At 31.1% G+C, this 25,760-nt stretch carries 18 protein-coding genes; 11 read left to right on the top strand and 7 right to left on the bottom strand.

Going from position 1 to position 25,760, the window contains the following annotated elements; translation table 11 throughout:
- Positions 1 to 12: 12 nt before the first annotated feature.
- The gene (locus CHB67_RS04045) at positions 13 to 1,875 is read right to left on the bottom strand and encodes an ABC-F family ATP-binding cassette domain-containing protein (RefSeq protein ID WP_089380460.1); all 1,863 of its coding nucleotides are present in this window, start codon (positions 1,873 to 1,875) and stop codon (positions 13 to 15) included.
- 268 nt (positions 1,876 to 2,143) lie between these two features.
- Between CHB67_RS04045 and CHB67_RS04040 the strand changes: the two genes are divergently transcribed.
- The 5 genes from CHB67_RS04040 to CHB67_RS04020 all read left to right on the top strand — a co-directional run bounded on the left by CHB67_RS04040 (position 2,144) and on the right by CHB67_RS04020 (position 8,381).
- On the top strand, positions 2,144 to 3,817 hold the full coding sequence (locus CHB67_RS04040; RefSeq protein WP_089380459.1) for an ABC transporter ATP-binding protein: 1,674 nt from the start codon (positions 2,144 to 2,146) through the stop codon (positions 3,815 to 3,817).
- A gap of 62 nt (positions 3,818 to 3,879) precedes the next feature.
- Positions 3,880 to 4,803: a tetratricopeptide repeat protein gene (locus CHB67_RS04035; protein WP_217900251.1), complete on the top strand. Its 924-nt coding sequence runs from the start codon at positions 3,880 to 3,882 to the stop codon at positions 4,801 to 4,803.
- A gap of 69 nt (positions 4,804 to 4,872) precedes the next feature.
- Positions 4,873 to 5,580 carry a DUF4292 domain-containing protein gene (locus tag CHB67_RS04030; protein WP_176461208.1) on the top strand — a complete coding sequence of 236 codons (708 nt, stop codon included), beginning with the start codon at positions 4,873 to 4,875 and terminating at the stop codon, positions 5,578 to 5,580.
- Entirely contained in the window at positions 5,580 to 6,803 is a 1,224-nt protein-coding gene (locus CHB67_RS04025; protein ID WP_089380456.1) for a murein hydrolase activator EnvC family protein, read from the top strand. The genes CHB67_RS04030 and CHB67_RS04025 overlap by 1 nt, the downstream gene beginning before the upstream one ends.
- 102 nt (positions 6,804 to 6,905) lie before the next feature.
- A complete protein-coding gene (locus CHB67_RS04020) occupies positions 6,906 to 8,381 on the top strand; it encodes a tetratricopeptide repeat protein (RefSeq protein ID WP_089380455.1) in 1,476 nt (491 codons plus the stop codon).
- A 136-nt stretch (positions 8,382 to 8,517) separates the two neighbouring features.
- Here the strand turns inward: CHB67_RS04020 and CHB67_RS04015 are convergent, their stop codons facing one another.
- From CHB67_RS04015 to CHB67_RS04005, 3 genes are all read right to left on the bottom strand, one after another.
- Positions 8,518 to 11,085 carry a glycoside hydrolase family 3 C-terminal domain-containing protein gene (locus CHB67_RS04015; protein WP_089380454.1) on the bottom strand — a complete coding sequence of 856 codons (2,568 nt, stop codon included), beginning with the start codon at positions 11,083 to 11,085 and terminating at the stop codon, positions 8,518 to 8,520.
- Positions 11,086 to 11,215: 130 nt separating this feature from the next.
- Positions 11,216 to 11,722, bottom strand: a complete 507-nt coding sequence (locus CHB67_RS04010) for an acyl-CoA thioesterase (protein ID WP_089380453.1) — start codon at positions 11,720 to 11,722, stop codon at positions 11,216 to 11,218.
- A 68-nt stretch (positions 11,723 to 11,790) separates the two neighbouring features.
- A complete protein-coding gene (locus tag CHB67_RS04005) occupies positions 11,791 to 12,723 on the bottom strand; it encodes an HU domain-containing protein (RefSeq protein ID WP_089380452.1) in 933 nt (310 codons plus the stop codon).
- A 96-nt stretch (positions 12,724 to 12,819) separates the two neighbouring features.
- On the opposite strand from CHB67_RS04005, the gene dprA reads away from it, so the two are divergent.
- Both dprA and CHB67_RS03995 read left to right on the top strand, forming a co-directional pair.
- Positions 12,820 to 13,923, top strand: a complete 1,104-nt coding sequence (gene dprA, locus CHB67_RS04000) for a DNA-processing protein DprA (RefSeq protein WP_089380451.1) — start codon at positions 12,820 to 12,822, stop codon at positions 13,921 to 13,923.
- A 72-nt stretch (positions 13,924 to 13,995) separates the two neighbouring features.
- Complete coding sequence (locus CHB67_RS03995) at positions 13,996 to 14,592, top strand: beta-phosphoglucomutase family hydrolase (protein WP_089380450.1); 597 nt, start codon at positions 13,996 to 13,998, stop codon at positions 14,590 to 14,592.
- Here the strand turns inward: CHB67_RS03995 and CHB67_RS03990 are convergent.
- The 3 genes from CHB67_RS03990 to mfd are packed head-to-tail and all read right to left on the bottom strand — an operon-like array spanning position 14,589 to position 19,205.
- Complete coding sequence (locus tag CHB67_RS03990; protein ID WP_089380449.1) at positions 14,589 to 14,957, bottom strand: hypothetical protein; 369 nt, start codon at positions 14,955 to 14,957, stop codon at positions 14,589 to 14,591. The two genes, CHB67_RS03995 and CHB67_RS03990, sit on opposite strands and share 4 nt — an antisense overlap.
- A gap of 6 nt (positions 14,958 to 14,963) precedes the next feature.
- Positions 14,964 to 15,827: a DMT family transporter gene (locus tag CHB67_RS03985; RefSeq protein ID WP_217900250.1), complete on the bottom strand. Its 864-nt coding sequence runs from the start codon at positions 15,825 to 15,827 to the stop codon at positions 14,964 to 14,966.
- Positions 15,828 to 19,205, bottom strand: coding sequence for a transcription-repair coupling factor (gene mfd / locus CHB67_RS03980; protein ID WP_089380673.1), 3,378 nt, complete (start codon positions 19,203 to 19,205; stop codon positions 15,828 to 15,830). It lies immediately after the preceding gene.
- A 100-nt stretch (positions 19,206 to 19,305) separates the two neighbouring features.
- On the opposite strand from mfd, the gene CHB67_RS03975 reads away from it, so the two are divergent.
- From CHB67_RS03975 to CHB67_RS03960, 4 genes are all read left to right on the top strand, one after another.
- Complete coding sequence (locus CHB67_RS03975; RefSeq protein WP_089380448.1) at positions 19,306 to 19,746, top strand: hypothetical protein; 441 nt, start codon at positions 19,306 to 19,308, stop codon at positions 19,744 to 19,746.
- 145 nt (positions 19,747 to 19,891) lie between these two features.
- Positions 19,892 to 23,038 carry a UvrD-helicase domain-containing protein gene (locus CHB67_RS03970; RefSeq protein WP_089380447.1) on the top strand — a complete coding sequence of 1,049 codons (3,147 nt, stop codon included), beginning with the start codon at positions 19,892 to 19,894 and terminating at the stop codon, positions 23,036 to 23,038.
- Positions 23,039 to 23,069: 31 nt separating this feature from the next.
- Positions 23,070 to 24,263 (top strand): glycine C-acetyltransferase, encoded by a 1,194-nt coding sequence (kbl, locus tag CHB67_RS03965; RefSeq protein WP_089380446.1) that lies wholly within the window; start codon positions 23,070 to 23,072, stop codon positions 24,261 to 24,263.
- Positions 24,264 to 24,379: 116 nt separating this feature from the next.
- On the top strand, positions 24,380 to 25,744 hold the full coding sequence (locus CHB67_RS03960) for an OmpA family protein (protein ID WP_089380445.1): 1,365 nt from the start codon (positions 24,380 to 24,382) through the stop codon (positions 25,742 to 25,744).
- Positions 25,745 to 25,760: the final 16 nt, after the last annotated feature.

Here is a 25,760-nt window from a genome sequence, read left to right as displayed (position 1 = left end):
AGCTCTCAATATTTACCCTTCTAATTTAGAAGAAAGTTCAAACCAACGTTCCTCTTTTTTATCAATTGATTCTGAAATTTCTTTTAGTTTAATAGAGAGTTCATTTATTTCTTCACCAGAAAGCGATGCATCTAAAAACTGAGTTTCAATTTCACTTTTTTTCTTATTTAATTTTTCAATTTCACCTTCAATACCATCATACTCTTTTTTCTCTTTGTATGATAGTTTTGCTTTGTTGGTTACAGGTTTTTCTTTCGTTTCTAGTTGTTTTATAATAACCGCTTGTTCTTTAGGTTTAGAATCTTCATAAACTCTAAAATCAGAATAATTACCAGGAAAATCTTCTACAACACCATCACCTCTAAATACAAATAAATGATCTACAATTTTATCCATAAAATAACGGTCATGCGATACCACTAATAAACAACCCGGAAAATCTAACAAAAAGTTTTCCAAAACATTTAAGGTGATAATATCTAAATCGTTGGTAGGCTCATCTAAAATTAAAAAGTTAGGATTCTGAATTAAAACGGTACATAAATACAAACGTTTGCGTTCTCCCCCACTTAATTTTTCAACAAAATCGTACTGACGTTTACGGCTAAACAAAAAGCGTTCTAGTAATTGAGCTGCAGAAATTTTTCGTCCTTTAGTTAACGGAATAAATTCTCCAAATTCCTTAATAACTTCAATAACTTTTTGACCCGGTTTTATAACAATTCCATCCTGAGAGTAATAGCCGAATTTTATAGTTTCACCAACAACAACTTTACCGCTGTCAACAGGTATTTCTTCAGTAATAATTTTTAAAAAACTAGATTTTCCAGTACCATTTTTTCCAATAATACCAATACGTTCACCACGTAAAAAATTATACTCAAATTTTTCTAATATTTTTAAATCTCCAAACGATTTTGAGATTTTATGAAGCTCTAAAATTTTAGTTCCCATACGCGCCATATCAATCTCTAACTGAACTTTATGGTCGTTTCTTCGTTTAGATGCTGCTTCTTTAATTACATAAAAATCGTCTTGTCTACTCTTACTTTTGGTAGTACGAGCTTTTGGTTGCCTACGCATCCAATCCAATTCTTTTTTAAACAAGTTTTTGGCTTTATCAACCGTTGCTTGTTCTTGCTCAATACGTTCTTCTTTTTTTTGTAAATAGTTAGAATAATTTCCTTTGTAGGTATAAAAACCACCATTGTCTAATTCAACAATTTCATTACACACACGCTCTAAAAAAAAGCGGTCATGCGTAACCATAAACAAAGTTATTTTTTCCTTTTCAAAATAACTTTCTAACCATTCAATCATTTCTAAATCTAAATGGTTGGTAGGTTCATCTAAAATTAATAAATCGGGTTTATGAATTAAAATTAAAGCCAACGATAAACGTTTGCGTTGCCCACCTGAAAGATCGCCAACTTTTTGCGTTAAATCGTCTAATTTTAGCTTAAAAAGAATTTGTTTAAACTGTGTTTCAAAATCCCAAGCATTCAATTGTTCCATTTTTTCAAACGCACGCTGGTACTCTTTTTCATCTTCTGGGTGCAATAAGGCATGTTCATAAGCTTCAATAACCTTCAAAGTTTGGTTATCCGAATCAAAAATGGTTTCTTCAACAGTTAAAGCATCATTTAAAGCATCTTCTTGCGATAAATACTCAATTTTAAGATCTTTTCTGCTTACAATTTGCCCAGTGTCCGAACTATCCAAACCAGCAATAATATTCAACATAGACGTCTTTCCAGTCCCGTTTTTAGCAATAAAAGCAATTTTTTGATCTTTATTAATTCCAAAAGAAATGTTGCTAAACAATTCTAATTCACCAAAAGCTTTCGAAATATTTTCAACTGATAAGTAATTCATTCACCGTATAATTTGCCGCAAAATTACACAAAATAAAGCCATTACTACAATTTAAATTATTTGGGCGTTCCCCATTGGGTCAGGCTTTCGCTACTCGCTTTTTTTTATTGCGAAAAGCAACAAAAAAAGAGCTCAAACAAATAGCTCTATCCTTAACGCAAAAAAAGTAACGGGCTTTAAACCTAACAGGTTTCAAAAACCTATTAGGTTTGGTTATTTGGTTCATTAAAGCTTCAAAATAAATTGTATTTTTATCAAAAAATAAGAAATGCTCTCAATACAAAACCTTTCTATTGCTTTTAAATCAAACAATGAACTAAGTACCGTAGTTCACAACATTTCATTTGAGTTAAAGCAACAACAAATTTTAGGAATTGTGGGCGAATCTGGTAGCGGAAAATCGGTGACTTCATTAGCTGTTTTGGGTTTGTTAGATAAAAATGCAAATGTTGAAGGTGCTATTCTTTTTAATGAAACCGACTTAACAAAAATTTCAAAAAAGGAATTTCAAAAAATACGTGGCAATCAAATTTCTATGATTTTTCAAGAACCAATGAGTTCTTTAAATCCAAGTTTAACCTGTGGATATCAGGTTTTAGAAATATTATTACAACATAAAAACATCTCAAAATCTGAGGCTAAAAAAGAAGTAATTTCATTGTTTAACAAAGTAAAACTACCTAGAGCCGAAACAATTTTTACACAATATCCACATCAAATTTCTGGCGGTCAAAAACAACGTGTTATGATTGCCATGGCCATTGCTTGCAAACCGCAAATTTTAATTGCCGATGAACCAACAACAGCGTTGGATGTAACCGTTCAAAAAGAAATTATTGAACTGTTAAAAGAGCTGCAGCAAGAAACCCAAATGAGTATTATTTTTATAACGCATGATTTGGCATTGGTTTCAGAAATAGCCGATTCAGTTTTAGTAATGTATCAAGGAGAAATTGTGGAGCAAGGAGCTGCAAAGCAAGTTTTTAAATCGCCAACACATAATTATACCAAAGCATTAATTAATTCAAAACCTAGTTTAACCGAGCGCATAAAAATATTGCCAACGGTACAAGATTTTGTTGAACAAACGATTAAAAACGAGGTGTATACTTCGGAACAAAGAAATGAATTTCATAAAAAAATATATGCAAACAAACCTTTGTTAGAAGTACATAATTTAGCTACTTATTTTAATACTGATACCAGTTTTTTCTTTGGAAAACCAACAACAGTAAAAGCTGTTGATGGTGTTTCTTTTAGCTTGTTTGAAGGTGAAACTTTAGGGTTGGTTGGAGAGTCTGGTTGTGGTAAAACAACATTGGGTCGTACTATTTTACATTTAGAAAAGGCTACAAAAGGACAACTATTTTACAAACAACAAGATGTAACTACGCTTTCAAAAAAAGCCTTAAAAAGTTTTAGAAAGGAAGTACAAATTATATTTCAAGATCCTTTTTCTTCTTTAAATCCTAGAATTCCGGTTGGAAAAGCCATTATAGAACCTATGAAAGTGCACGGTATTTTGAATTCTTCCGCAGAAAGAAAACAATACGTATTTGATATTTTAAAGCGTGTTGGATTACATGAGGAACATTTTTACCGTTATCCGCACGAATTTTCGGGTGGGCAGCGTCAACGTATTGGAATTGCACGTACCATTGCCTTAAAACCAAAATTGATTATTTGTGACGAATCGGTTTCGGCTTTAGATGTCTCAGTGCAAGCACAAGTTTTAAATTTGTTGAATGAATTAAAGCAAGATTTTGGGTTTACCTATATTTTTATATCGCACGATTTAGCAGTTGTAAAATATATGTCTGATCAATTAGTAGTGATGAATCTAGGAAAAATTGAAGAAATTGGAGACGCAGATCTAGTTTATAAAACACCGAAAACAACCTACACTCAAAAATTAATTGACGCCATTCCAAAAGGAATTTAACTTCAATAAATTGTATATTGCGCCCATCTATGAAACGTAAATTTTTATTCAATTTAATTTTTGTGGGAATTCTAGCAATTTCCAGTAGTTTCTATGCGCAAGAATTAATAGATGAAGAAAAAAAATTAGAATTTCAAACCCATTTTTTTGAAGCTTTAAAGCAAAAAGCAATCAATAATTATGCAAAAGCTATTGAAAGTTTAGAGTTATGTATGGCTATAGATGCCAGCAGTAAGGCAGTTGAATTTGAATTTTCAAAAAATTACTTGGAGTTAAAAAAATATTTTGAAGCCGAAATATTTATAGATAAAGCGTTGTTGAAAGATACAAATAATGTGCATTTATTAAAACATAAAGTGGCTATTTATAAAGCGCAACGTAATTTTGAAGCTGCAATTAAAATTCAACAAAAAATAGTTGAAACACGCACTGAATATTCGGATGAGTTAGTTTTATTGTATTTGCAAAACCGAAATTTTGAAAAAGCAGCATCTTTGATTGTTGAAATTGAGGATAAAGCTTTAGCAACTTCAAAAATAAAAGGCTACAAACAATATCTTGAAAATAGAAAAAAAGCCATTGAAAAAACAACAGATAAACCTAAAATTAACACTGAAATAGTTGATATTTCAACCTTAAAAAAGGAATACGCTAATAATAAAGAGTTTAAAATTTTACAGCAAATTTTAAAAACAGAACTAAGTACTGAAAGTTTTGATTTGTTATATAGTGACAGTAAAGATGCGTTGGAATTGTTTCCAACTCAGCCATTTTTGTATTTAATGAACGGGTTGGCCTTAAATAAGTTAGTGAAATATAATGAAGCAATTGCCGTTTTAAGTATTGGCATTGATTTTGTTATAGATAACAATGAACTAGAAGCCAGTTATTATGAGCAGCTATCAATTGCTTATGAAGGTTTGGATAAAAAAAATGAAGCTTTAAAATACAAACAGAAAGCTGAAAAATTAAGACAACATAATTAAATGAACTATAGATTAATAATAATAGTATTTGTTTTCTTGGGAATTACTTCGTGTAAGTCCAAAAAAAACATGATAGATTCTAATACTATTGAAGTGGTTTCAACCAAAAAAATGATTAAAAATCATTACGAAAGTGGTTTTAACCAGCACACAATTGATGCCAAATTAAATGCGAAGTATAAAGACAAAAATAAATCAGTTTCTATAAATATTAAACTGCGTTTAGAGAAAGATAAAGCCATTTGGATGAGTGCAACCAAATTTGGGATACCTATTGCTAAAGTAATGATTACGCCAACACGTGTTAGTTATTATGAAAAATTAGAAAACACATATTTTGATGGAGATTTTTCACTGCTAAGTAAATGGTTGGGAACAGATTTAGATTATAAAAAAGTTCAAAATTTATTATTAGGAGAGGCAGTTTTAAATTTAAAAGATGGAAAATATAATTCTTCAATAATAAATAAAACCTATCAATTAGTTCCAAGAAAAGAAAATGATTTATTTGGTATTTTATTTTTTCTGAACCCAAAAAACTTTAAATTAGACAAGCAGGAAATTCGTCATCCTGAAAAAGAACAATTGTTATTAGTCTCATATCCAAATTACCAAGATATACAAGGGCAGCAAATTCCTAAAAATTTAGATATTGTAACTATTGATGATAAAAAAACAACCAATATAGCTATTGAATATCGTTCGGTTGAGTTGAATAAACAGTTAACCTTTCCATTTTCAATACCAAGTGGTTACACAGAAATTACCTTAAAATAATGCAGCTTAAAACTAAGTACATTTTTATTTTGATAGCACTAATTTTTAGTGTGCATATTTCGGCTCAAAAAAAAACAAAACGAGAAGTTTTAGAAGCGCGTAGAATTCAACTTCAAAAAGACAAAGTATATATTAACGCACTACTTTCAAACACTATAAGGAAGGAAAAAAATGTATTGGTTGAGTTGCTTGAACTTGATGGGAAAATTAAAACTAGTGACGAGTTAATTCATGTAATTTCAAAAGAATCAAAAGAACTAGCCAACGAGATATACCTTAACCAGTTAGAAATTAACCAAAACAAAAGAGATTTAGAAGCGCTAAAAAAAGATTACGGAGCTATGATTTACAAATCTTACAAAAGTAAATCTCAAAATAGCCGAATTATGTTTTTACTGTCTTCTCAAAGCTTTTTTCAAGCATATAAGCGGTTTCAGTATATGAAACAATACACCTCTTTTAGAAAAGCACAAGGGGATCAAATTCAACTTAAAACTGTTGAATTGCTAGCAATGGGCGAAACCTTAAAAGAGAAAAAACAGTTAAAACAAAAACTGTTAGATCAGAAAAAACAAGAGCAACTTGCTATTGAAAAGAAAAAACAACAACGTCAAGGTTTATTGAGTCAAGTTCAAGAAAAAGAAAATAAATACAAAAAGCAGATTAGGCAATTTTTAAAAGAAGAAGAACGTATAAATGCTCAAATTGATAAAATAATTAGAGATGCCATTGCAGCTTCAAATACGAAATCTAAGACAAAATCTAAATCAACTTCTTTTGCCTTAACGGCTGAAGCAGAAGCGTTGGCTTCTCAATTTGTGGCAAATAAGGGGAAATTACCTTGGCCTGTTGAAAAAGGATTTGTGACGATGTATTACGGTAAACAACGCCATCCAATTGTTAAAACAGCAACCATTCAAAGTAATGGTGTTAGAATTGTAACCGATAAAGGAAGTAAAGCACGCGCAGTTTTTAATGGAACAGTTTTAGCCGTTCAGGTAACTACTGGAAATAAAAAAGCGGTTTTAATACAGCACGGTAATTATATTACCGTGTATAAAAATTTAGAAAACGTATTTGTTAGTAAAGGCGATAAAGTAAAAACAAAACAAGAAATAGGTACAATTTTTACAGATAAAGTATCAGGTAAAACTATTATTGGATTTGTATTGTCAAAAAATACAACTACTGAAAATCCAAAGAATTGGATTTATAGAATGTAAGTTGTAAAAAATAGTAATTATTAGTTCTGAAGAAAGTAGAAACCAAACTCAATAACTTAATCATTGAAAAATTGTCATTTCACATTTACCTTCCTTTATTTAATGGTTTGCAGTTCTCTATTTGCAATTCCATCTCAAGATACAATTCAAAATTCACATTCTAATCATTTATTAGATTCGCTCTTTATCTCTACAGAAAATAAATTGATTGAAGCAAAAAACCTAACAGATTCAGCAGATTATCCGAATGCTTACGATAATTTATGGATTGTTTTAAACGTGGCAGACTCAATTAAAAATCCAAGTTTAAAGTACAAAGCATACAAACAACTTTCAATGCTTTATTCTATTTTTCATAATTATGAAAAGGCTTATTCTTGTGTAGATTCAATGTTTTATTATGCCAATAAAACCAAAGAATTATCAGTAAAAGCTAAAGGAAATTTACACTTTTCAGCAGCAATTACGTACAGAATGCAAAAAAAATATGATGAAGCTGCAAGCCAATTAAAAATTTGCGAACAACTATTTGATTCATTGAACAATCCAATAGACCAAAAATTATATATTTTAACTGAAAAAGCACACTTAAATACGTTACAAGGTAATTATAAAAAGGCTGAAGAACTATTAATTGATATCACAAAACAAACACCTTCAAATCATTCTTACGTTTCTATATTGTACTCAATGTGGGGAGATTTTTATTCAGAAATGAATAATAAAAACAAAGCTTTGGAGTATTACAATAAAAGTTTAATAGCTATTTCTAAACAAAATACTAGAATTGGTTTAAGGGTTGAACTTCTTTCTAAAGCCTCAAAATTAAATTACAGTTTAGGAAACAATAAAATTGCTTTTGAACAAATGGAAGCATCTAAACAGTTAGGAGATAGTTTGTTTGGGAGTCAAAGTATAAGAAATAAGCAGCTTTTTGAAATTAAAGATTCTTATAGAGAAATTAAACTTGAAAACCAACGAATTCAAAAACAACAAGAGTTGGAAAATTTAAAAAGTGAAGAAGAAAAATTAAATCTTCAGTTAGGCTTTTCAATTGCTCTGTTAATTACCCTTATAATAGCAGCTATTGTTGTGGTAACTTCCTTAAAAAAGAAATACCAATTAGAAAAAAAATTGATTACAGAGCGTACGCGTTCTGAAGTTGAAATGAAGAAAAAAGAATTGACTTTAACAGCTTTACAATTGATGGAAAAAGATAGGTTGTTAGATGAAATAAAGACTGATTTAGAAAAAATTCAGCAAGATAAAGGTGATGCATCTATACATAAAATTAGGAACACTATTAATGTAAATTCCAAGAAGAATTGGGAGGAGTTTGAGGCTAGATTTGTGCAAATAAACAATTTGTTTTATGATTCTCTTTACAAGAAGCACAGTGATTTAAGTCGAAATGAATTAAAGCTTTGCGCATTGATTAAATTAAATTTTTCGAGTAAAGAAATGGCTCAAATTTTAGGTGTTTCGGCAGATAGTATTAACAAGGCTAGGTATAGGTTGCGTAAAAAAATGAATTTAACTAGAGATGAAAATTTAGTAACTTATATAAATACGATATAAAAAGTTAATCAAAAAGCAACTACAAAACATTATGCGAGGAATGTAAAAATGAAGCAATCTATTTTAGAAAAACAGATTGCTTCATTTCGCTGTAATACCTTTTATTATTGAACAATTGTTGTGAAATTTCTTATTCTTATTCAGTAATTATTTCACTAATTACAAACGGTTTTTTAACTCCTGGAGGAATTATTGTTATTGATTTATGAATTACTTCGCCTTCAAGAGTTTTAATTTTAAGTTTAACAGGTTTTCCATATTCTGGTGGAATTGGGATTTTTATTTTAAGTTTTAAACTTTCGGGTACTTGATATGAACTAATTTTTGCACCTTCCATTGAAGTTTCAATAACCGCATTTTTTGAGGCAGATTTAAAATTTAATTCGGCATTCCAAGAGTTTACATAAAATCCAGGATCAATAAATGTAATTTCATATGCAGCCCATGGAGCGTTATTGTCTTTTTCTTTGGTAGAAACCTTCAAATTAGCGCTGTTTTTATAAAGATAATCCCAATTTTTAGTTCGGTTTTGGTCTTTTTCGTTAAAATATCCGCTTTTTTGGCCAACTTTAATAGCAGGAATAATTCCTCCTTTAACTTCGATAGCTTTTCTTTTAATAATGTTGTTGCTTGATTTACCAATCATTATTTCAAACTTCCCAGCTTCAACCATAAATTGATTTGAAATAGTGTCGTAATGTGCAAACGCTTCATAAGGAATTTTAATATCCACTTTTTTTATTTCTCCAACAGGAATATGAATTCTTTTAAAACCTTTAAGTGCTTTTATAGGTGAGGTTTGTGATGATTTTAGATCTTTAATGTAAACTTGAACAATTTCATCTCCATCCATTTTTCCTTTATTTGAAACACTTGTTGAAACGATAATATCTTCAGAAGTATTAACAGTTTCTTTATCAGTTTTTATTGAATTAATTTCAAAATTAGTATAACTTAAACCGTAACCAAAAGGGTATAATGGATCGCCTTTGAAATACATATAAGTTCTTCCAGTTTGAATAGAATAATCGTGCATATTAGGTAAATCATTGTCTGATTTGTACCAAGTTGAAGTTAACTTTCCCCCTGGATTTACGTTTCCAAATAATACATTTGCCAAAGCATTTCCTTGTTCTTGTCCATTTGGCCAAGCACAAATAATTCCAGGAATATTTTCTTGTTCCCAAGCAATTGCGGTTGGACCACTTGGAATTAAAACTAATATTACATTCTTATTCACTTTTTGAACTGCTGTTATCAATTTGTGTTGATTTCCAGGAAGTTTTAGTGAATTTCGATCTATATTTTCTGTTGAGGTACTTTCATCATTACCAACAACTAACACTACATAGTCAGATTCTTTTGCCACTTTAACAGCTTCTTCAATTTTTTCAGCATCCAAAGCATCAGCCGTTACAGAACAGCCTTCAGCATATTTAATTTCAGCATTGATAGCATTTTTAATTCCATCAAGAGGCGTTATTTTACTTTTTGGAATTCCAGAGTAAATACCCATCCAACATCTATTTGCAAATGGTCCAATAACAGCTAATTTTTTTTGACTATTCTTTTTTAAAGGAAGAATGTCATCATTTTTCAATAAAACAATAGATTCTTCAGCAGCTTTAAGTGCTAGTGCTTTATGTGTTTCAGATTCAAGCACATCTTCAGTAATTTTTGAATATGGATTTAACGAAGCTTCATCAAAATCACCAGTCATAAAACGAAGGCGTAGTAATCTACGAACGGTAACATTTAGTTCTTCTTCAGTTAATAAACCTTGTTCAATTGCAGGTTTTAAAGCGTTTACCATTGGAGCTAATTTCACCTCGTTTCGATAACATTCTTGGTCAACTCCTGCTTTTATTGCCATAGCCGCAGCTTCCGGTTGAGATTTGGCATAGTTCATATTTATTTCAATTCCTTGAACAGCAGCCCAATCTGCAATTACATAACCTTTAAAGCCCCATTGATCTCTTAAGACATTATTTACAAGCCATTTATCTGCAGAGCAAGGAACACCATTTAAACCGTTAAGAGCTGTCATAATACCTGTAGCTTTTTCATCTATAACACAGGTTTTATAAGCCGGGAAATAATATTCATACAAATCTTTTTTGTTAATATTTGAATGAATTCTTTCTCTATTTTTGTCAACATTATTAGCAACATAATGTTTTACTGTAGTAACCGTTTTTACATAATTAGGGTCGTTACCTTGCATTCCTCTTACATACATTCTAGCCATTTCAGACATTAAAAAAGGATCTTCAGCATAACATTCTCCATTTCGACCCCAGCGAGGATCACGTGGCATATTTACCGTTGGAGAGAACATCATCACTTCTTTTTTACCTATATTTTTTAATGCTCTTGCTTCATTAGAAATTGCTGTTGCAACATCAAACATTAAATCGGGGTTCCAAGTAGCGCCCATTGCTATGTTTTGTGGGAATTGAGTGCAGTTCCAAGCTATAATTCCATGCAAGGCTTCTCCGTACCATTCAAAATCTGAAATTCCCAATCGCTCAATTCCAGGGATTTTTGAACCGCAGTAACTAATTTTTTCTTCAAGGGTCATTTCTGACAGTAAGCTTTCAACGCGTTCATCAATATTCGCATTTGAGTTTTTCCAAACCTGTGCATTTACAGAAATGCTAATAACAATAAAAAGTAAACAGCTAAATAGTGCTTTTTGTTTCATAAATATTTGATTTAATTTAATTCTATTTCAAAATTAGAATTTGAAAAATCAAATATGCACAAAAGCATATGGACAAAATTAGGACAAGGGTGTATTTGGTTTAATTACAGTGTTTTAAACAAGGATTTAACTAAGAAAATAACGCTTTTAATTCAGTAGCTTCAGCAGGCTTCATTTTTCCTGAAAGTATCAAACTTAATTGTTTTCTGCGCAAAGCGCCATCATAACGTGCTATTTCTAACTCGGTTTCGGGTTTTATTTGCGGAATTTCAATGGGAGTTCCAGATTTATCAACAGCTACAAAAGTGTATATACCTTCATTTACTTTTGTAATTTCTTGAGTTTCTCTGTCTTCAACCCAAACATCAGCATAGACTTCCATAGACGATTTAAAGGCGCGAGATACTTTGGCTTCAATAGTTACAACACTTCCAAGTTTAATGGCTTTGGTAAACGCTACATGATTTACGGTGGCTGTAACTGCTATTTGACGTGAGTGTCTTCGGGCAGCAATGCTGCAAGCTCTGTCCATTCTTGCCAACAATTCGCCACCAAACAAGTTTCCTAGCGGATTTGTTTCACCTGGTAAAACAACATCAGTTAAAATAGTTAAAGATTCTTTAGGTGTTTTTATCATGCTATTGAAGTTTTAGCAAAGATATAGCTATTTTTATAAAAAAAAGGACAAGCTAAAGTGTTGTGGTTTTAGTACTCTTTTACTAATAACCAAGCATCTTTAGATTCAGATTTTTTGATAGTGTTTAAAGAATTTACAGCTTCATTTCTAGAGTTAAAGCTTTCATAAGAAACCTGTGTCAAATTCCATTTATTAACACCTAAAATTTTAGCATTATACCCTTTTTTAAGTAACACGTTTAATTTCTTTTCAGCGTTTACAGGTTCTCTAAAAGCTCCAGCAATAATATGGTAATTATACGTTTCTTTAGTTACATTAAGTGTAATTGCAGGTAACGGATTTTCAATTACAAAAGTAGCCTCTTGTATTGTTTTTTCAACTTTTTGTTGCTGTTGTTCAGCTTCGGCAACTAACGTATTGTATTCAGCTTTTTGATATTGATTCCAGCCAACCGAACCTAAAGTAAAAACAATAGCTGCAGCAGCTGCATATTTAATAAAAGCAGGTGTTTTACGCTTGTTTTCTTCCGAAGGAAGAATTGGTGCAACTGTTTCTAATTGTGTTACTTTTTCTTTGTATTCAATACGTTTAACAGCAGGTGAAACATACGAACTTAATCCGAAAGAAGAAGTTAGATAATTGACTGAATTTGTAGGCTCAAAAATATATTTTCCTTCAGTATTTAAGTGAAACGAACCTATGTTTTCTAATTCAAATTCTTCATTAGCAATACTAGTTTTCCAAGAAGCAACCTCTTGTTCTATAAGTTCAAGAGCTTTTGAATACGAAACACTTTTAACCGAAGCCACGTAATTTACCAATAACCCATCGTTATTTTGTAAATGGGCATTAAAAGTTAACTGTTTTGAAGGTGCGTAAAAAGAATGTGTAAAGTGGTTTACTTTTGCCGAAATTTCATTGGTTACAAAACCTCCAAAATTAGGAACAATTACACATTCATACCGGTATAATAAATCGCCTATGTAGTTTGCTAAAGTCATCAAAACAAATATAAGAGAAAAGCAATCTAAAAATAAAGAGTTATCCTATTTTTTATTAACAATAATTTTATAACTTGACACTCAAATTGTTAAAATATGCTTGAAGAAGAATTGTTGTACGTTTTGGCGTTGCAACGGGTAAAAGGCGTTGGTGATATCAACGCAAAAAAGTTAATAGCTCACTGTGGAAGTGCAAAAAATGTACTAAATGAGAAGCGTAGTAACCTTGAAAAAATTAACGGTATTGGTGTAAGTACGCTGCAATATTTATTCGACAAAAATAACTTAAAAGCAGCCGAAAAGGAATTAAATTATATTCAGAAAAATGCCATTGAAACCTTGTATTTTGCTGATGCTAATTATCCCGAAAAATTAAAACATTGTATTGATGCTCCTATTTTATTATTTAAAGAAGGAAATTTTGAATTAACCAATCAACCTATTATTAGTATTGTTGGAACTCGAAAAATCACTAGTTATGGTCGCGATTTTTGCGAGAAACTTATTGCAGATATTGCGCAGTACAAACCTATTATTGTAAGCGGATTTGCTTACGGAGTTGATATTTGTGCTCACAAAGCTGCCATTAAAAACAACCTAACAACTGTTGGAGTATTGGCGCATGGTTTTGAAGAAGTATATCCAAAATCACACAAAAAGTACATTTCAGAAATGCATAAAAACGGTGGTTTTTTTACTGATTTTTGGCATAATGATGTTTTAATTCGTGAAAATTTTTTAAAACGAAATAGGGTTGTTGCTGGAATTTCTGAAGCGACTATTATTATTGAATCGGCTGATAAAGGAGGCTCTTTAGTAACCGCTGATATTGCAAACTCTTATAGTAGAGATGTTTTTGCAGTTCCTGGAAGAACAACAGATAGTTTTAGCAAAGGGTGTAACGATTTAATTAAACGAAATAAGGCAGCAATTTTAACTTCAGCAACAGATTTAATTGAAATGTTGAATTGGGATGTAGAGAAAAAAGTAAGTGCTCCAATTCAAAAGAAATTATTTGTTGAGTTAGATGAAAAAGAGCAACTCATTTATGATTTTTTGATGGAAAATGGAAAAGAATTGTTAGATATCATTTCAATAAATTGTAACCTACCTATTTACCAAACAACCACTATTTTGTTCAATTTAGAAATGAAAGGTGTTGTAAAACCTTTGCCCGGTAAATTGTATGAGGCCATTTAATTAACAAAGCTTATTGTTAAAACGTATGTTGAAGTTAATTTTATGCCTATTTTTGATACTTAAATTTTTTTTATGATTGAAATACCAAAAAGAGCCAAAGGATTAATTTTTGATTTAGACGGAACAGTAGCAAATACTATGCAAAGTCATTTTGAAGCTTGGAGAACTGCAGTTGCTCCTTTTGGAATAGATTTTACGCCAGAGTTGTTTTTAACATTAACCGGAATGCCAAAAGCAGCAACTATTATAAAGTTAAATGAATCGTTTGGAACTGATATGAATACCGATGAGGTTGGAAAAGCAAAAGCCAAAGTTTATAAAGAATTGGTTACCAAAACACAGGAAATTAAAGTGGTGACCAATGTTGTTCGAAAATATCACGGAAAATTACCCATGTCTATTGGTACAGGAAGTACGCAAATTGGAGCGCAAAGAACCTTATCTATTTTAGGGATGAAGCATTATTTTAATCCAATTATTACCGCTGATGATGTCATGAATTTTAAACCAGCACCAGACACCTTTTTAAAATGTGCCGAATTAATGGGGGTTGCTCCAAAAGATTGTGTGGTTTTTGAAGACGGAATTTTAGGAATTCAAGCTGCAGAAGCTGTAGGTATGATGGTTGTTGATGTGAACGATTATTTTGAAATGAAATTTACGGTTTAAAATTGAGTAGTTAAACCTGTTTCCCATTCATCTAAAAATTCATTCACTTCCTTAATAAAATCTAAAGGTTTTTGAGTTCTATTTATGGTGGCGTGAATTAGAATTTTAGTTCTTTCAGGAGAAAAACCAGTTGTAATGGTCCATTGTAATGCGTTGGGGCAATCTAATAAAGCAAATCGTATACCGCCTTTAATTTGATCGTAACTAATTAAAAATCCACCCCAAAGCGTTGCGCCGCTAAAATTGTTTTTAACTTTTTCAAGCAGGAACATACTTTCAGTAAAAAGTTCTAAATTTTCAGGTGTAATTTTATTTTGAATTATTTCTTCTGTAACTTGCTTGTCGATAATTCTAAAAAATTCCATAATTAATTACCTGTTTTTATGTGAATAATAACTTTCAATTACAACTGTTGAAAGAATTAAAAATCCTCCAATAATGGTTTTTGAAGCAGGTATTTCACTTAAAAATAACATGCCAAATAAAATACCGTAAATAGGTTGTATGCTACTTATAATACTAATGGTTCCTATAGAAAAATGCTTCATACTTAATACAAAAAGCGTATGACCAATGGCGGTTGTAAACAATGCCAAAGCAGCTAAACCAAGCCAATCATTTGTTGATGGATTTGCTTCAAAAATAAAAAATACAGGGACTAATAAAATGGTTATCACAATCATTTGATAAAACATTAGCATAGAACCATGGTAGTTTGAAGTTTTCTTTTTCATTAAAATATTTCTGATGGAATAAAAAACAGCCGAAACAATTCCTGATAAAACTCCTAAAGAAACATTGTTTTCTATAGTCAACTCGGGAGTTAAAAAGTAAATACCAACCAGTACCAAGCCGCCTAAAAAAACATGTTTTAAGTCAAGCTTTGTTTTAAAAAATATAGGTTCTAAAAAAACGGTAATTATAGGGTAGGTAAACATCGCCAACATTCCAATAGCTACCCCTGAAAGTTTTAAGGCGTAAAAATAAGTTATCCAATGGGCTCCCATAAAAAAACCACTTATTAAAATGGTGGTTAAATCTCTTTTTGAATGGACTTTTAAGTTTATTTTTTTGTACCAAATATAGGCTCCTAAACAAAAAATTGTTAAAAAGCTTCTCCACCAAATTGTTAAGGGTGGAGGCATTGCAATAAACTTTCCTAAAACACCTGAAGTGCTTACAAACATCATTGCAATGTTTAATTCAACAAGGTGTTTTAAATGTGTATTTTTCATTTATATTTTTTGAAGTATTTCTAATGCTTTTTTTATAGAATCTATGTGAATAAATGTCAACAATAAACGCAAGCCGTTTTTAGTTTCTTTTTCTTTCATAACGCAGGTTGTAGGATTGCTAGTTGTGTAATTAATAACATTCTTAAAAATTTGCGTATTGTAAAATTCGCTTTGTTGATCTGAAATAAAATAACAAAGCATTCTTTTTTTCTTTAAAATAATGCGTTCAATTCCTAAATGTTTGGCAATCCATTTAATACGAACACTGTCTAATAAATCGTCAACCTGTGCTGGGAACTCTCCAAAACGGTCAATAATTTCAGTTTCAAACGTATGTAATTCTTCTTCTGTTTTTAGTGCGCTTAATTGGTTGTATAAATTCAACCGTTCAGAAATTACATTCACATAATCATCTGGAAATAAAATTTCAAAATCGGTGTCAATTTGAATATCTTTTACATATTCTTTAGGTTTGCTGTCGGCTTCACCTTTGTACAATTCCTTAAACTCATTTTCTTTTAGTTCTTCAATAGTTTCACTAAGTATTTTTTGATACGTATCAAAACCAATATCGTTTATAAAACCACTTTGTTCTCCACCTAACAAATCACCTGCACCACGAATTTCTAAATCTTTCATGGCAATGTTAATTCCGCTCCCTAAATCTGTAAATAATGAAATAGCTTCAATTCTTTTACGCGCATCATCCGTCATCATATGATAAGGCGGCGTTATAAAATAACAAAAGGCTTTTTTGTTAGATCTACCAACACGTCCTCGCATTTGGTGTAAATCAGACAATCCAAAGTTGTTGGCATTATTTATAAAAATGGTGTTTGCATTTGGAACATCTAAACCACTTTCAATAATTGTGGTTGAAACCAATACGTCAAATTCATTATTGATGAACGAAAGCATTAAGTTTTCAAGCTTTTTACCTTCCATTTGTCCGTGACCAATGCCAATTTTAGCATCAGGAACCAAACGTTGTAATAAACCGGCAACTTCTTTAATATTTTCAATTCGGTTATGAATAAAAAATACTTGTCCGCCACGTTGAATTTCATACCGAATAGCATCTCTTATATTTTCTTCTGAAAAACGAATTACATGACTTTCAATAGGAACACGGTTTGGCGGTGGTGTACTTATTACCGATAAATCACGTGCTGCCATTAACGAAAATTGTAAGGTTCTAGGAATTGGTGTTGCGGTTAATGTAAGCGTATCAATATTTTCTTTAATGGTTTTTAGTTTGTCTTTTACGGCAACTCCAAATTTTTGTTCTTCATCAACAATTAACAAGCCTAAATCTTTGTATTTAATTGCTGCATTTGTTAGTTGATGTGTACCAATTACAATATCAATTGATCCGTCTTCTAAACCTGCTAATACACCTTTTCTTTGACTAGCCGTTCTAAAACGGTTTAAATAATCAACAGTTACAGGGAAATCTTTTAAACGTTCACTAAAGGTTTTAAAATGTTGAAAAGCTAAAATGGTGGTTGGTACTAAAATAGCCACTTGTTTTCCGTTATCAACAGCTTTAAAAGCAGCTCTAATAGCAACTTCTGTTTTTCCAAAACCAACATCTCCACAAACCAATCGATCCATAGGTTGTTCGCTTTCCATATCATTTTTCACATCTTGGGTTGAAGATGATTGATCAGGTGTGTCTTCGTATAAAAAGCTAGCCTCTAACTCATGTTGTAAATAACTATCGGGTTGGTATTGAAACCCTTTTTGCATTTTACGTTTGGCATACAATTCAATTAAATTGTAGGCAATATGACGAATGCGTGTTTTTGTTTTTTGCTTTAATGTTTTCCAAGCCGGAGATCCTAATTTGTAAACTTTAGGAGGTTTACCATCTTTACCAGCGTATTTTGAAATTTTATGTAACGAGTGAATGCTAATGTATAAAATATCACGATCGTCATACATTAATTTAATAGCTTCCTGTTTTTTGCCTTCAACATCTATTTTTTGAAGTCCGCCAAATTTTCCAATTCCGTGATCTATGTGCGTCACGTAATCGCCAATTTCAAGATTGGTTAATTCTTTTAAAGAAATGGACTGCTTTTTAGCATAACCATTTTTTAATCTGAATTTATGGTAACGCTCAAATATTTGATGGTCTGTATAACAAACTATTTCATTTTCAAGATCAATAAATCCTTGATATAAAGGAAAAACAATGGTTTCGTAGGTTACTGTTTGTTCTACTTCATTAAAAATATCATGAAATCGTTCGGCTTGTTTTTGCGAATCACAAAACAAATAATTGGTAAACCCTTTTTCGGTATTTTGTTGTAAATTCTCAATTAATAAATCAAATTGTTTATTAAATGAGGGTTGCGGTTTTGTGTTGAAAACCACCACTTCTTTTGAGCTGTTTTTTAGTATTTTTTGAGTTGTTTTTGAATCGAGTTCTGTATGATGTGCATTTAAAATTTCAACACTGGTAAAATCGTTGAGTTGTTTTTTTATCAATTCGCCGTGGCAAAAAAGCTCAACAGGCTCTGCGTGATTTATAGCGGTTGAAAGTTCTTTAAAAGTTTCTGTAGCTTTGCGAAAAAGTTTGTCTAATCTGTTTGAAAGTACATCTAAATTTTTGGTAAAAACGACTGTTTTTGAAGAAATATATTTTAGAAAACTTTCTCGTTTTTCATCTAATGTTTTGTCTTCAACATTAGGCATTATGCTAATTTTGGTCAATTTTTCAGTTGAAAGTTGTGTTTCAACATCAAAAGTTCTGATGCTATCTACATCATCACCAAAAAATTCTATTCTGTAAGGTTCGTCGTGCGAAAACGAAAACACATCAATAATTCCACCACGAACAGAAAATTCACCAGGTTCACTTACAAAATCTACCCTGTTGAATTTGTATTCAAACAGCACTTCATTTACAAAATCTAGACTTAAATTATCGTCAACAGCAATTTTTAACGTGTTTCGGTTCAATTCGGCTTTGGTAACCACTTGTTCAAACAAGGCATCAGGATACGTTACAATAACTGCAGGTTTTTTGCGCGAATTGATTCGATTTAAAACTTCAGAGCGCAACAACACATTGGCGTTGTCAACTTCTTCAATTTGATAAGGTCTTCTATACGATCCTGGATAAAAAAGGACATCTTTTTCGCCAATTAGCTGCTCTAAGTCGTTTAAATAATAGGCAGCTTCCTCTTTATCATTAAAAATTAAAAGGAATGGTTTTTCGGTTTCTTTAAAGCTTTCAGAAACAACAAAAGACAATGAAGATCCAACCAAATTCGAGATTTGAAAATGGTGTTTGTCTTTTGATAATAATTGAGCTAATTGTTTTTTTTGAACCAATTGCTCGTAACTTTTTAAAATATTTTGCTTACTCAAAAACTTCAAATTTTGTCAAAGGTAGCATTTTAATAAAAAAGCAAAAAAAATTAACAATAATTCCTTAAATTTATAAGGAAGAATTTAAATTTTAAAAGTTATGACAATTTCAGATTTATATCCATCAGGATTACACGAAGAAAATAAGGGGCACTTTGCGAATATTGTTAGACTTGCATTATTGGATAAAATAATTGACGCCGATGAGTATGAATTATTGAAAAGATTGGCGAAAAGGCTAGATATTTCTAAAACTGAATTCAAGGATATTTTAAAAAATCCAGCCAATTATCCTGTAAACCCACCTGTGAGTTATGAGGATCGTTTAGAGCGCTTATACGATTTAACAAAAATGATGTTTATTGATAAAAACCCAACCATAGATAAAACTTCTATTATGGATAGAATTGCCGTTGGTTTGGGGTTTCCTATTGATACTGCGAGAGAGGTTGTAAAAGCAGCCATAGATTTCTTTTTAATTGAACCAGATATAGATGATTTTAAAGCTGCAATTAAAAAAGTAGATAAAATTAATCGATAGCAAGTTTTAGATAATGTCTCATTTTTATCATGGTTTAAGTTTGGTTTGTAAGCTAAATTCAGGTAAAAATTATTCGTATAGAAACTGCAATTAAATCACACGTTAAAATCGTATATTTTACTAACTTGCATTCTAAATTTTTACAATGCAAAATTCAGCATCTTATCAAATATACAATGCTTCTGCCGGAAGCGGAAAAACATTTACCTTAGTAAAAGAATTTTTAAAAATACTGCTATCAAGCGATAGTGCTTATAAATTTCAACAAATTTTAGCCGTTACATTTACAAATAAAGCCGCGGGTGAAATGAAAGAGCGTGTTATTGAAAATTTGCAAGATTTTTCGCTAAAAAAGCAGAATAACATGCTTCCAATAATTTGTGAAGAAACCAATTTAACCGAAGCGGTTATTTTTAGCAGATCAAAAATTGTTTTAAATGCCATTTTGCAAAATTATTCGGCATTTAATATTACTACCATTGATAGTTTTACACATAAATTAATAAGAACTTTTGCGTATGATTTAGATCTTCCTTTGAATTCGGAAGTTGAAATGGATACCGAAAGTTTATTGAACGAAGCGGTTGATATTGTAATTTCAAAAATAGGAGAAAGTAAAGAGCTAACTTCGGCTTTGGTAAGTTATGCTATTGAAAAATTAGACGATGATAAATCGTGGGATATTTCGTTAGATCTTAAAAAATTTGCCAAACTTATTTTAAACGAAAATCACGGAAAATATTTAAAATCGTTACTTGAAATACCTAAGGATGAATTCACCAATTTAAAGCAACAACTTGTAACCGAAAATAAAAATATAGCAGCTGCTTTTAAAACTATTGGAGAAGAAGGCCTAGAAATTATTCAAAACACGGGAGTTGCAGATAAAGATTTTTATTATTCGTTAATTCCAAAGCACTTTCAGCAATTAGCTTCCGATTATAAAAAAGCAAAGTTTTTTGATCAAGGAAAATTAAAGGAACGAATTGAAGAAGGAACTTTTTATTCAAAATCTAAATCTGATGCCATTAAATCTGCTATTGATGAAGCTGTACCTGAGTTGCTGAATTTATACAACCAATCAGAAGTTTTATTTCAGAAAAAAACATTGAACGATTTATTTTTGAATAGCTTAATTCCGTTAGCTGTTTTAAGTCACATAAACAATGCTTTACAAGACATAAAACAAGAAAATAATATATTGCTAAACGTTGAATTTAATCAGCTAATTAGTGATACCATAAAAGACGAACCAGCACCATTTATTTATGAGCGAATTGGGGAGAAATTTCGCTATTATTTTATTGATGAAATGCAAGATACTTCAGTATTGCAATGGCAAAATTTAATTCCGTTGGTTGAAAATGCAATTACTTCTGAAAATGATTTGGGTGAAAAAGGGAAGTTGTTGTTGGTGGGCGATGCAAAGCAATCGATTTACCGTTGGCGAGGCGGAAAAGCAGAGCAATTTATAGAACTTTCTAATAAAGACGCTAAAGGAAAACCTTTTTATGTTGAAAAAGAAGTTTCAAATTTAGGGACGAATTTTAGGAGTTTTAGCGAAGTAATCAACTTCAATAATGCTTTTTTTACACATATTTCACAATTTTTAGGAAACGAAGCCTATCGTAATTTATATGCTGAAGGAAACAATCAAAAACTAAACTCAAATGAAGGTGGTTATGTGCAAATAGACTTTGTTGAAGAGGTTGATGATGCAGAAGAAAAAGCACTTTTATTTCCAAAAAAAGTATTTGGAATTATTGATAATCTCGATCCTAAATTTCAAAAAAATGAAGTATGCGTATTGGTGAGAACAAAAAAACAAGGAGTTGAAGTTGCCGATTATTTAACAGAACAAGGAATTGAAATTATTTCGTCGGAAACACTGCTGTTAAAAAACAGTCCGAAGGTAGATTTTATCATCAATCTATTGAATGTAATTCAAAACCCGTTGAATAAAGAATTCAAGGTACAGCTTTTGTATTATTTATATGAAAAGCTAGAAATCACTGAAGATAAACATCATTTTTTAAACGAATTTGTACACCTAGAAAATCAGCCATTTTTTGAAGAATTGAGGAAGTTCAATATCATGTTTAATTACAACGAATTTGTTCAAAGTCCATTTTACGAAAGTATAGAGTATTGCATTCGTAGTTTTCAATTGATAAACGAATCAGACTCAAATGTTCAATTCTTTTTAGATGTAGTTTTTGAATATCAACAAAAAAAGCAGGTCTCAATAGGTGGTTTTTTAGAGTATTGGGAACTAAAAAAAGACAAGTTAAGTATTGTTGCTCCTGAAGCTAAAAATGCAGTACGAATTATGACCATTCACAAGTCAAAAGGTTTGGAATTTCCTATTGTAATTTATCCGTATGATATTGATATTTACAATCAAATTGATCCAAAAGTTTGGTATTCTTATAAAAGCGAAACAAGCAATTTAAAGTCGTTACTTGTAAGTTACAGCAATAAACTAAATTACATAGGCGAACAAGGAATTCAATTGTTTGACGAAAGAAAAGAAGAGCTAGAGTTAGATAATTACAATATTTTATATGTTGCGCTAACCAGAGCGGTTGAGCAATTATATGTGGTTACAAAATTAAAAATTTCAAAAAGTACTTCTGAAGAAAATTTAAAATTCACATCTGGACTTTTTATCAACTATTTAAAAAGTCAAAATTTATGGAACTCAGAACAATTGGTGTACAGCTTTGGAAACCCTGAAAGAGGAAACTTTGAAATAAAAGAAGAAAGTAAAAATACTACGCAACATCAATTTATTAGCAATTCATGGAAAAATCACAATATAGCTATCGTTGCAAATTCATCATTGCTTTGGGATACCGAACAAGGAAAAGCGATAGTTTATGGTAATTTAATTCATGAAATTTTATCAAAAATAAAAACGAGTAATGATATTTCTGAAGTAGTAAAACAATACTTGTTTAAAGGAATTATTACTTCAGCTTATTATGACGAAATAGTTTTTTTAGTTACTAAAATTGTAACTCATGAAAAATTAGCACAATATTTTGATCAAAATAATGTAGTTTTTAACGAACGTGAAATTTTAACTTCTGAAAAAAAAATTGTGATACCAGATCGTTTGGTTTTTAACGATAATAAAGTAACAATTATAGATTATAAAACAGGAAAGCCAGAAAAAAAACACAGGTATCAAGTGAATGAATATGCTCAAGTATTGGAAAGCTTACAGTATCAAATTTCTGAAAAACTATTGGTTTATATTAATGAAGAAATTACTGTTGAAGCAGTTTAAAAATTAAGAAAATTTATAAAAATCAACTATTATGTACGGTACTATAAAACAACACTTACAAAAAGAATTGCAAGAAATTAAGGAAGCTGGTTTATACAAGTCAGAGCGAATTATTACTTCGTCTCAAGACGCTGTAATAAAATTAAGTACAGGTAAAGAAGTTATCAATTTTTGTGCTAATAATTATTTAGGTTTATCAAATCACCCTGAAGTTATTCAAGCAGCAAAAGATACCATGGATACGCATGGGTTTGGAATGTCGTCAGTTCGTTTTATTTGTGGAACTCAAGATATTCATAAGCAATTAGAAGAAAAAATTGCTGAATTTTATGAAACTGAAGATACCATACTATACGCCGCAGCTTTTGATGCAAACGGAGGTGTTTTTGAGCCATTATTTTCGCAAGAGGATGCTATTATTTCTGACGCTTTAAATCATGCGTCAATAATTGATGGTGTTCGTTTATGCAAAGCCGCACGCTATAGGTATAATAATAACGATATGGTTTCATTAGAAGAACAATTAATTGAAGCCAATAAGCAAGAGCATCGATTTAAAATTATTGTAACCGATGGTGTTTTTTCTATGGATGGTGTTGTTGCTAGTTTAGATAAAATATGTGATTTAGCCGATAAATATGATGCGTTGGTTATGGTTGATGAATGTCATGCTGCCGGATTTATAGGTAAAACAGGTAGAGGTACTTTAGAGTTAAAAAACGCAATGGGACGAGTTGATATTATTACAGGCACTTTGGGTAAAGCGTTAGGAGGTGCGATGGGAGGTTACACAACAGGAAAAAAAGAAATCATAGAATTATTACGTCAACGTTCAAGGCCTTATTTATTTTCAAATTCATTAGCGCCAGCAATTGTAGGGGCTTCATTAAAAGTTTTTGAAATGTTATCAAAAGATACTTCTCTAAGAGATAAGTTAGAGTGGAATACTAATTATTTTAAAGAGGGAATGGTGAATGCTGGTTTTGATATTGTTAAAGGAGATTCAGCAATAGTACCAGTAATGTTGTATGATGCTAAATTAGCTCAGAAAATGGCAAATTTGCTTTTGGAAGAAGGTATTTATGTAATAGGATTCTTTTTCCCAGTAGTACCTAAAGGAAAAGCAAGAATTAGGGTCCAACTATCCGCAGTACATACTAAAAATAATCTAGATAAGGCTATTGAAGCGTTTGTTAAAATTGGGTTAAAGTTGAATATAGTTTAGAAAAATTAAAAAAAAATACCATGTTCAAGATAATTTTGTATTTTTGTCTAGATATATTAAGTTTTAACGGCTTATTTATTTATTAACAAAAGAACATTTAATTTAAAATTTTGAAAATGAAACATTTAAAAGTAGCCTTATTGGCTTTGTTATTAGTTACAGGTTTCAGCAATGTAAATGCACAGGACGAAAACAATCCTTGGGCAGTAGGCTTTGGTGTAAACGCAGTAGATTTTTATCCAACCAACCCTAATACAGATTGGGGAGGGAATTGGTTCAACGAGTTTATGAATGCTGAGGATCACTGGAATATTGTTCCAGCAATTAGCAGATTAACTGTTGGAAGACATTTAGCTGATGGATTCAGTTTTGAGGCTGCGGGAAGTTTCAATAAAATTGAAAAAATGGGAGATATGAGCGTTAGCGATTATGCTTTCTGGACAGTTGATGGTACAGTTAAATGGTCAATTGCTAGTGTTGCTGAATTAGGATGGTGGGAGCCATACTTATTAGTAGGTGGTGGTTACACTTGGATGGATGATTATAATACAGCAGCATTAAATGCAGGTGTAGGTATGAACTTTTGGTTTAATGACAAAGTTGGTTTAAACTTAGAGTCTAAATTAAGACAAACTTTTGAAAGCGATCTTAAAGCTCATTTTCAACATTCTCTTGGAATTATTTTCAAAATGGGAGGAACTGATACTGATGGAGATGGCGTATATGACAAATTTGATGCTTGTCCAGATGTATTTGGTTTAGCTGAATTTGATGGTTGTCCTGATACAGATGGTGATGGTGTTATCGATTCTGAAGATGAATGTCCAGATGTATTTGGTTTAGCTGAATTCAATGGTTGTCCTGATACAGATGGTGATGGTGTTCCAGATAAAGATGATAGATGTCCAAATGAAAAAGGAACAAAAGCTAACCAAGGTTGTCCTGATACAGATGGTGACGGTGTAGTTGATATTGATGATGCTTGTCCTACAGTAGCAGGTCCAGCAGCAAACAAAGGTTGTCCTTGGCCAGATACAGACGGTGACGGTGTACTTGATAAAGATGATGCTTGTCCTACAGTTCCTGGTCCAGCTTCAAACAATGGATGTCCAGTAGAATTATCTGAAGAACACGCTGAAACTTTAAAAGAATTAGCTAGAACTGTATATTTTGATTCTTCAAGAGCTTCTTTTAAATCAGAAACAACAGGTCGTTTAGATATTGCTTCTAAAATACTTACTGAATATCCAAACTCAAAATTCCATATTGAAGGACATACTGATAGCACTGGTAGTGAGGCATTCAACCTTAAACTTTCTCAAGAAAGAGCTGATGCAGTAAAAGATTACTTAATTTCTAAAGGAGTTAAAGCTGAAAACTTAACTGCTAAAGGTTATGGTGAATCTCAGCCAATCGATTCTAACAAAACAAGATCTGGAAGAGCAATCAACAGACGTGTTGAAATTAAATTAGTAAAATAATTTATAATAATTTATA

The sequence above is a fragment of the Lutibacter agarilyticus genome (genome assembly GCF_900188235.1).
Classification (GTDB): domain Bacteria; phylum Bacteroidota; class Bacteroidia; order Flavobacteriales; family Flavobacteriaceae; genus Lutibacter; species Lutibacter agarilyticus.
The sequence above is the reverse complement of the archived record's forward strand: the minus strand, read 5'-3'. Positions and strand labels throughout refer to the sequence as shown.

What these genes read in the sequence shown, in the direction of transcription:
- CHB67_RS04025 (WP_089380456.1), top strand. Translation starts at nt 5,580, where the DNA reads ATGCAGCTTAAAACTAAGTACATTTTTATTTTGATAGCACTAATTTTT.
- CHB67_RS04045 (WP_089380460.1), bottom strand. Translation starts at nt 1,875, where the DNA reads ATGAATTACTTATCAGTTGAAAATATTTCGAAAGCTTTTGGTGAATTA.
- CHB67_RS03995 (WP_089380450.1), top strand. Translation starts at nt 13,996, where the DNA reads ATGATTGAAATACCAAAAAGAGCCAAAGGATTAATTTTTGATTTAGAC.
- CHB67_RS04040 (WP_089380459.1), top strand. Translation starts at nt 2,144, where the DNA reads ATGCTCTCAATACAAAACCTTTCTATTGCTTTTAAATCAAACAATGAA.
- CHB67_RS03975 (WP_089380448.1), top strand. Translation starts at nt 19,306, where the DNA reads ATGACAATTTCAGATTTATATCCATCAGGATTACACGAAGAAAATAAG.
- CHB67_RS04020 (WP_089380455.1), top strand. Translation starts at nt 6,906, where the DNA reads ATGGTTTGCAGTTCTCTATTTGCAATTCCATCTCAAGATACAATTCAA.
- CHB67_RS03970 (WP_089380447.1), top strand. Translation starts at nt 19,892, where the DNA reads ATGCAAAATTCAGCATCTTATCAAATATACAATGCTTCTGCCGGAAGC.
- CHB67_RS04010 (WP_089380453.1), bottom strand. Translation starts at nt 11,722, where the DNA reads ATGATAAAAACACCTAAAGAATCTTTAACTATTTTAACTGATGTTGTT.
- CHB67_RS04015 (WP_089380454.1), bottom strand. Translation starts at nt 11,085, where the DNA reads ATGAAACAAAAAGCACTATTTAGCTGTTTACTTTTTATTGTTATTAGC.
- kbl (WP_089380446.1), top strand. Translation starts at nt 23,070, where the DNA reads ATGTACGGTACTATAAAACAACACTTACAAAAAGAATTGCAAGAAATT.
- dprA (WP_089380451.1), top strand. Translation starts at nt 12,820, where the DNA reads ATGCTTGAAGAAGAATTGTTGTACGTTTTGGCGTTGCAACGGGTAAAA.
- CHB67_RS04005 (WP_089380452.1), bottom strand. Translation starts at nt 12,723, where the DNA reads ATGACTTTAGCAAACTACATAGGCGATTTATTATACCGGTATGAATGT.
- CHB67_RS03990 (WP_089380449.1), bottom strand. Translation starts at nt 14,957, where the DNA reads ATGGAATTTTTTAGAATTATCGACAAGCAAGTTACAGAAGAAATAATT.
- CHB67_RS03985 (WP_217900250.1), bottom strand. Translation starts at nt 15,827, where the DNA reads ATGAAAAATACACATTTAAAACACCTTGTTGAATTAAACATTGCAATG.
- CHB67_RS03960 (WP_089380445.1), top strand. Translation starts at nt 24,380, where the DNA reads ATGAAACATTTAAAAGTAGCCTTATTGGCTTTGTTATTAGTTACAGGT.
- CHB67_RS04030 (WP_176461208.1), top strand. Translation starts at nt 4,873, where the DNA reads ATGATAGATTCTAATACTATTGAAGTGGTTTCAACCAAAAAAATGATT.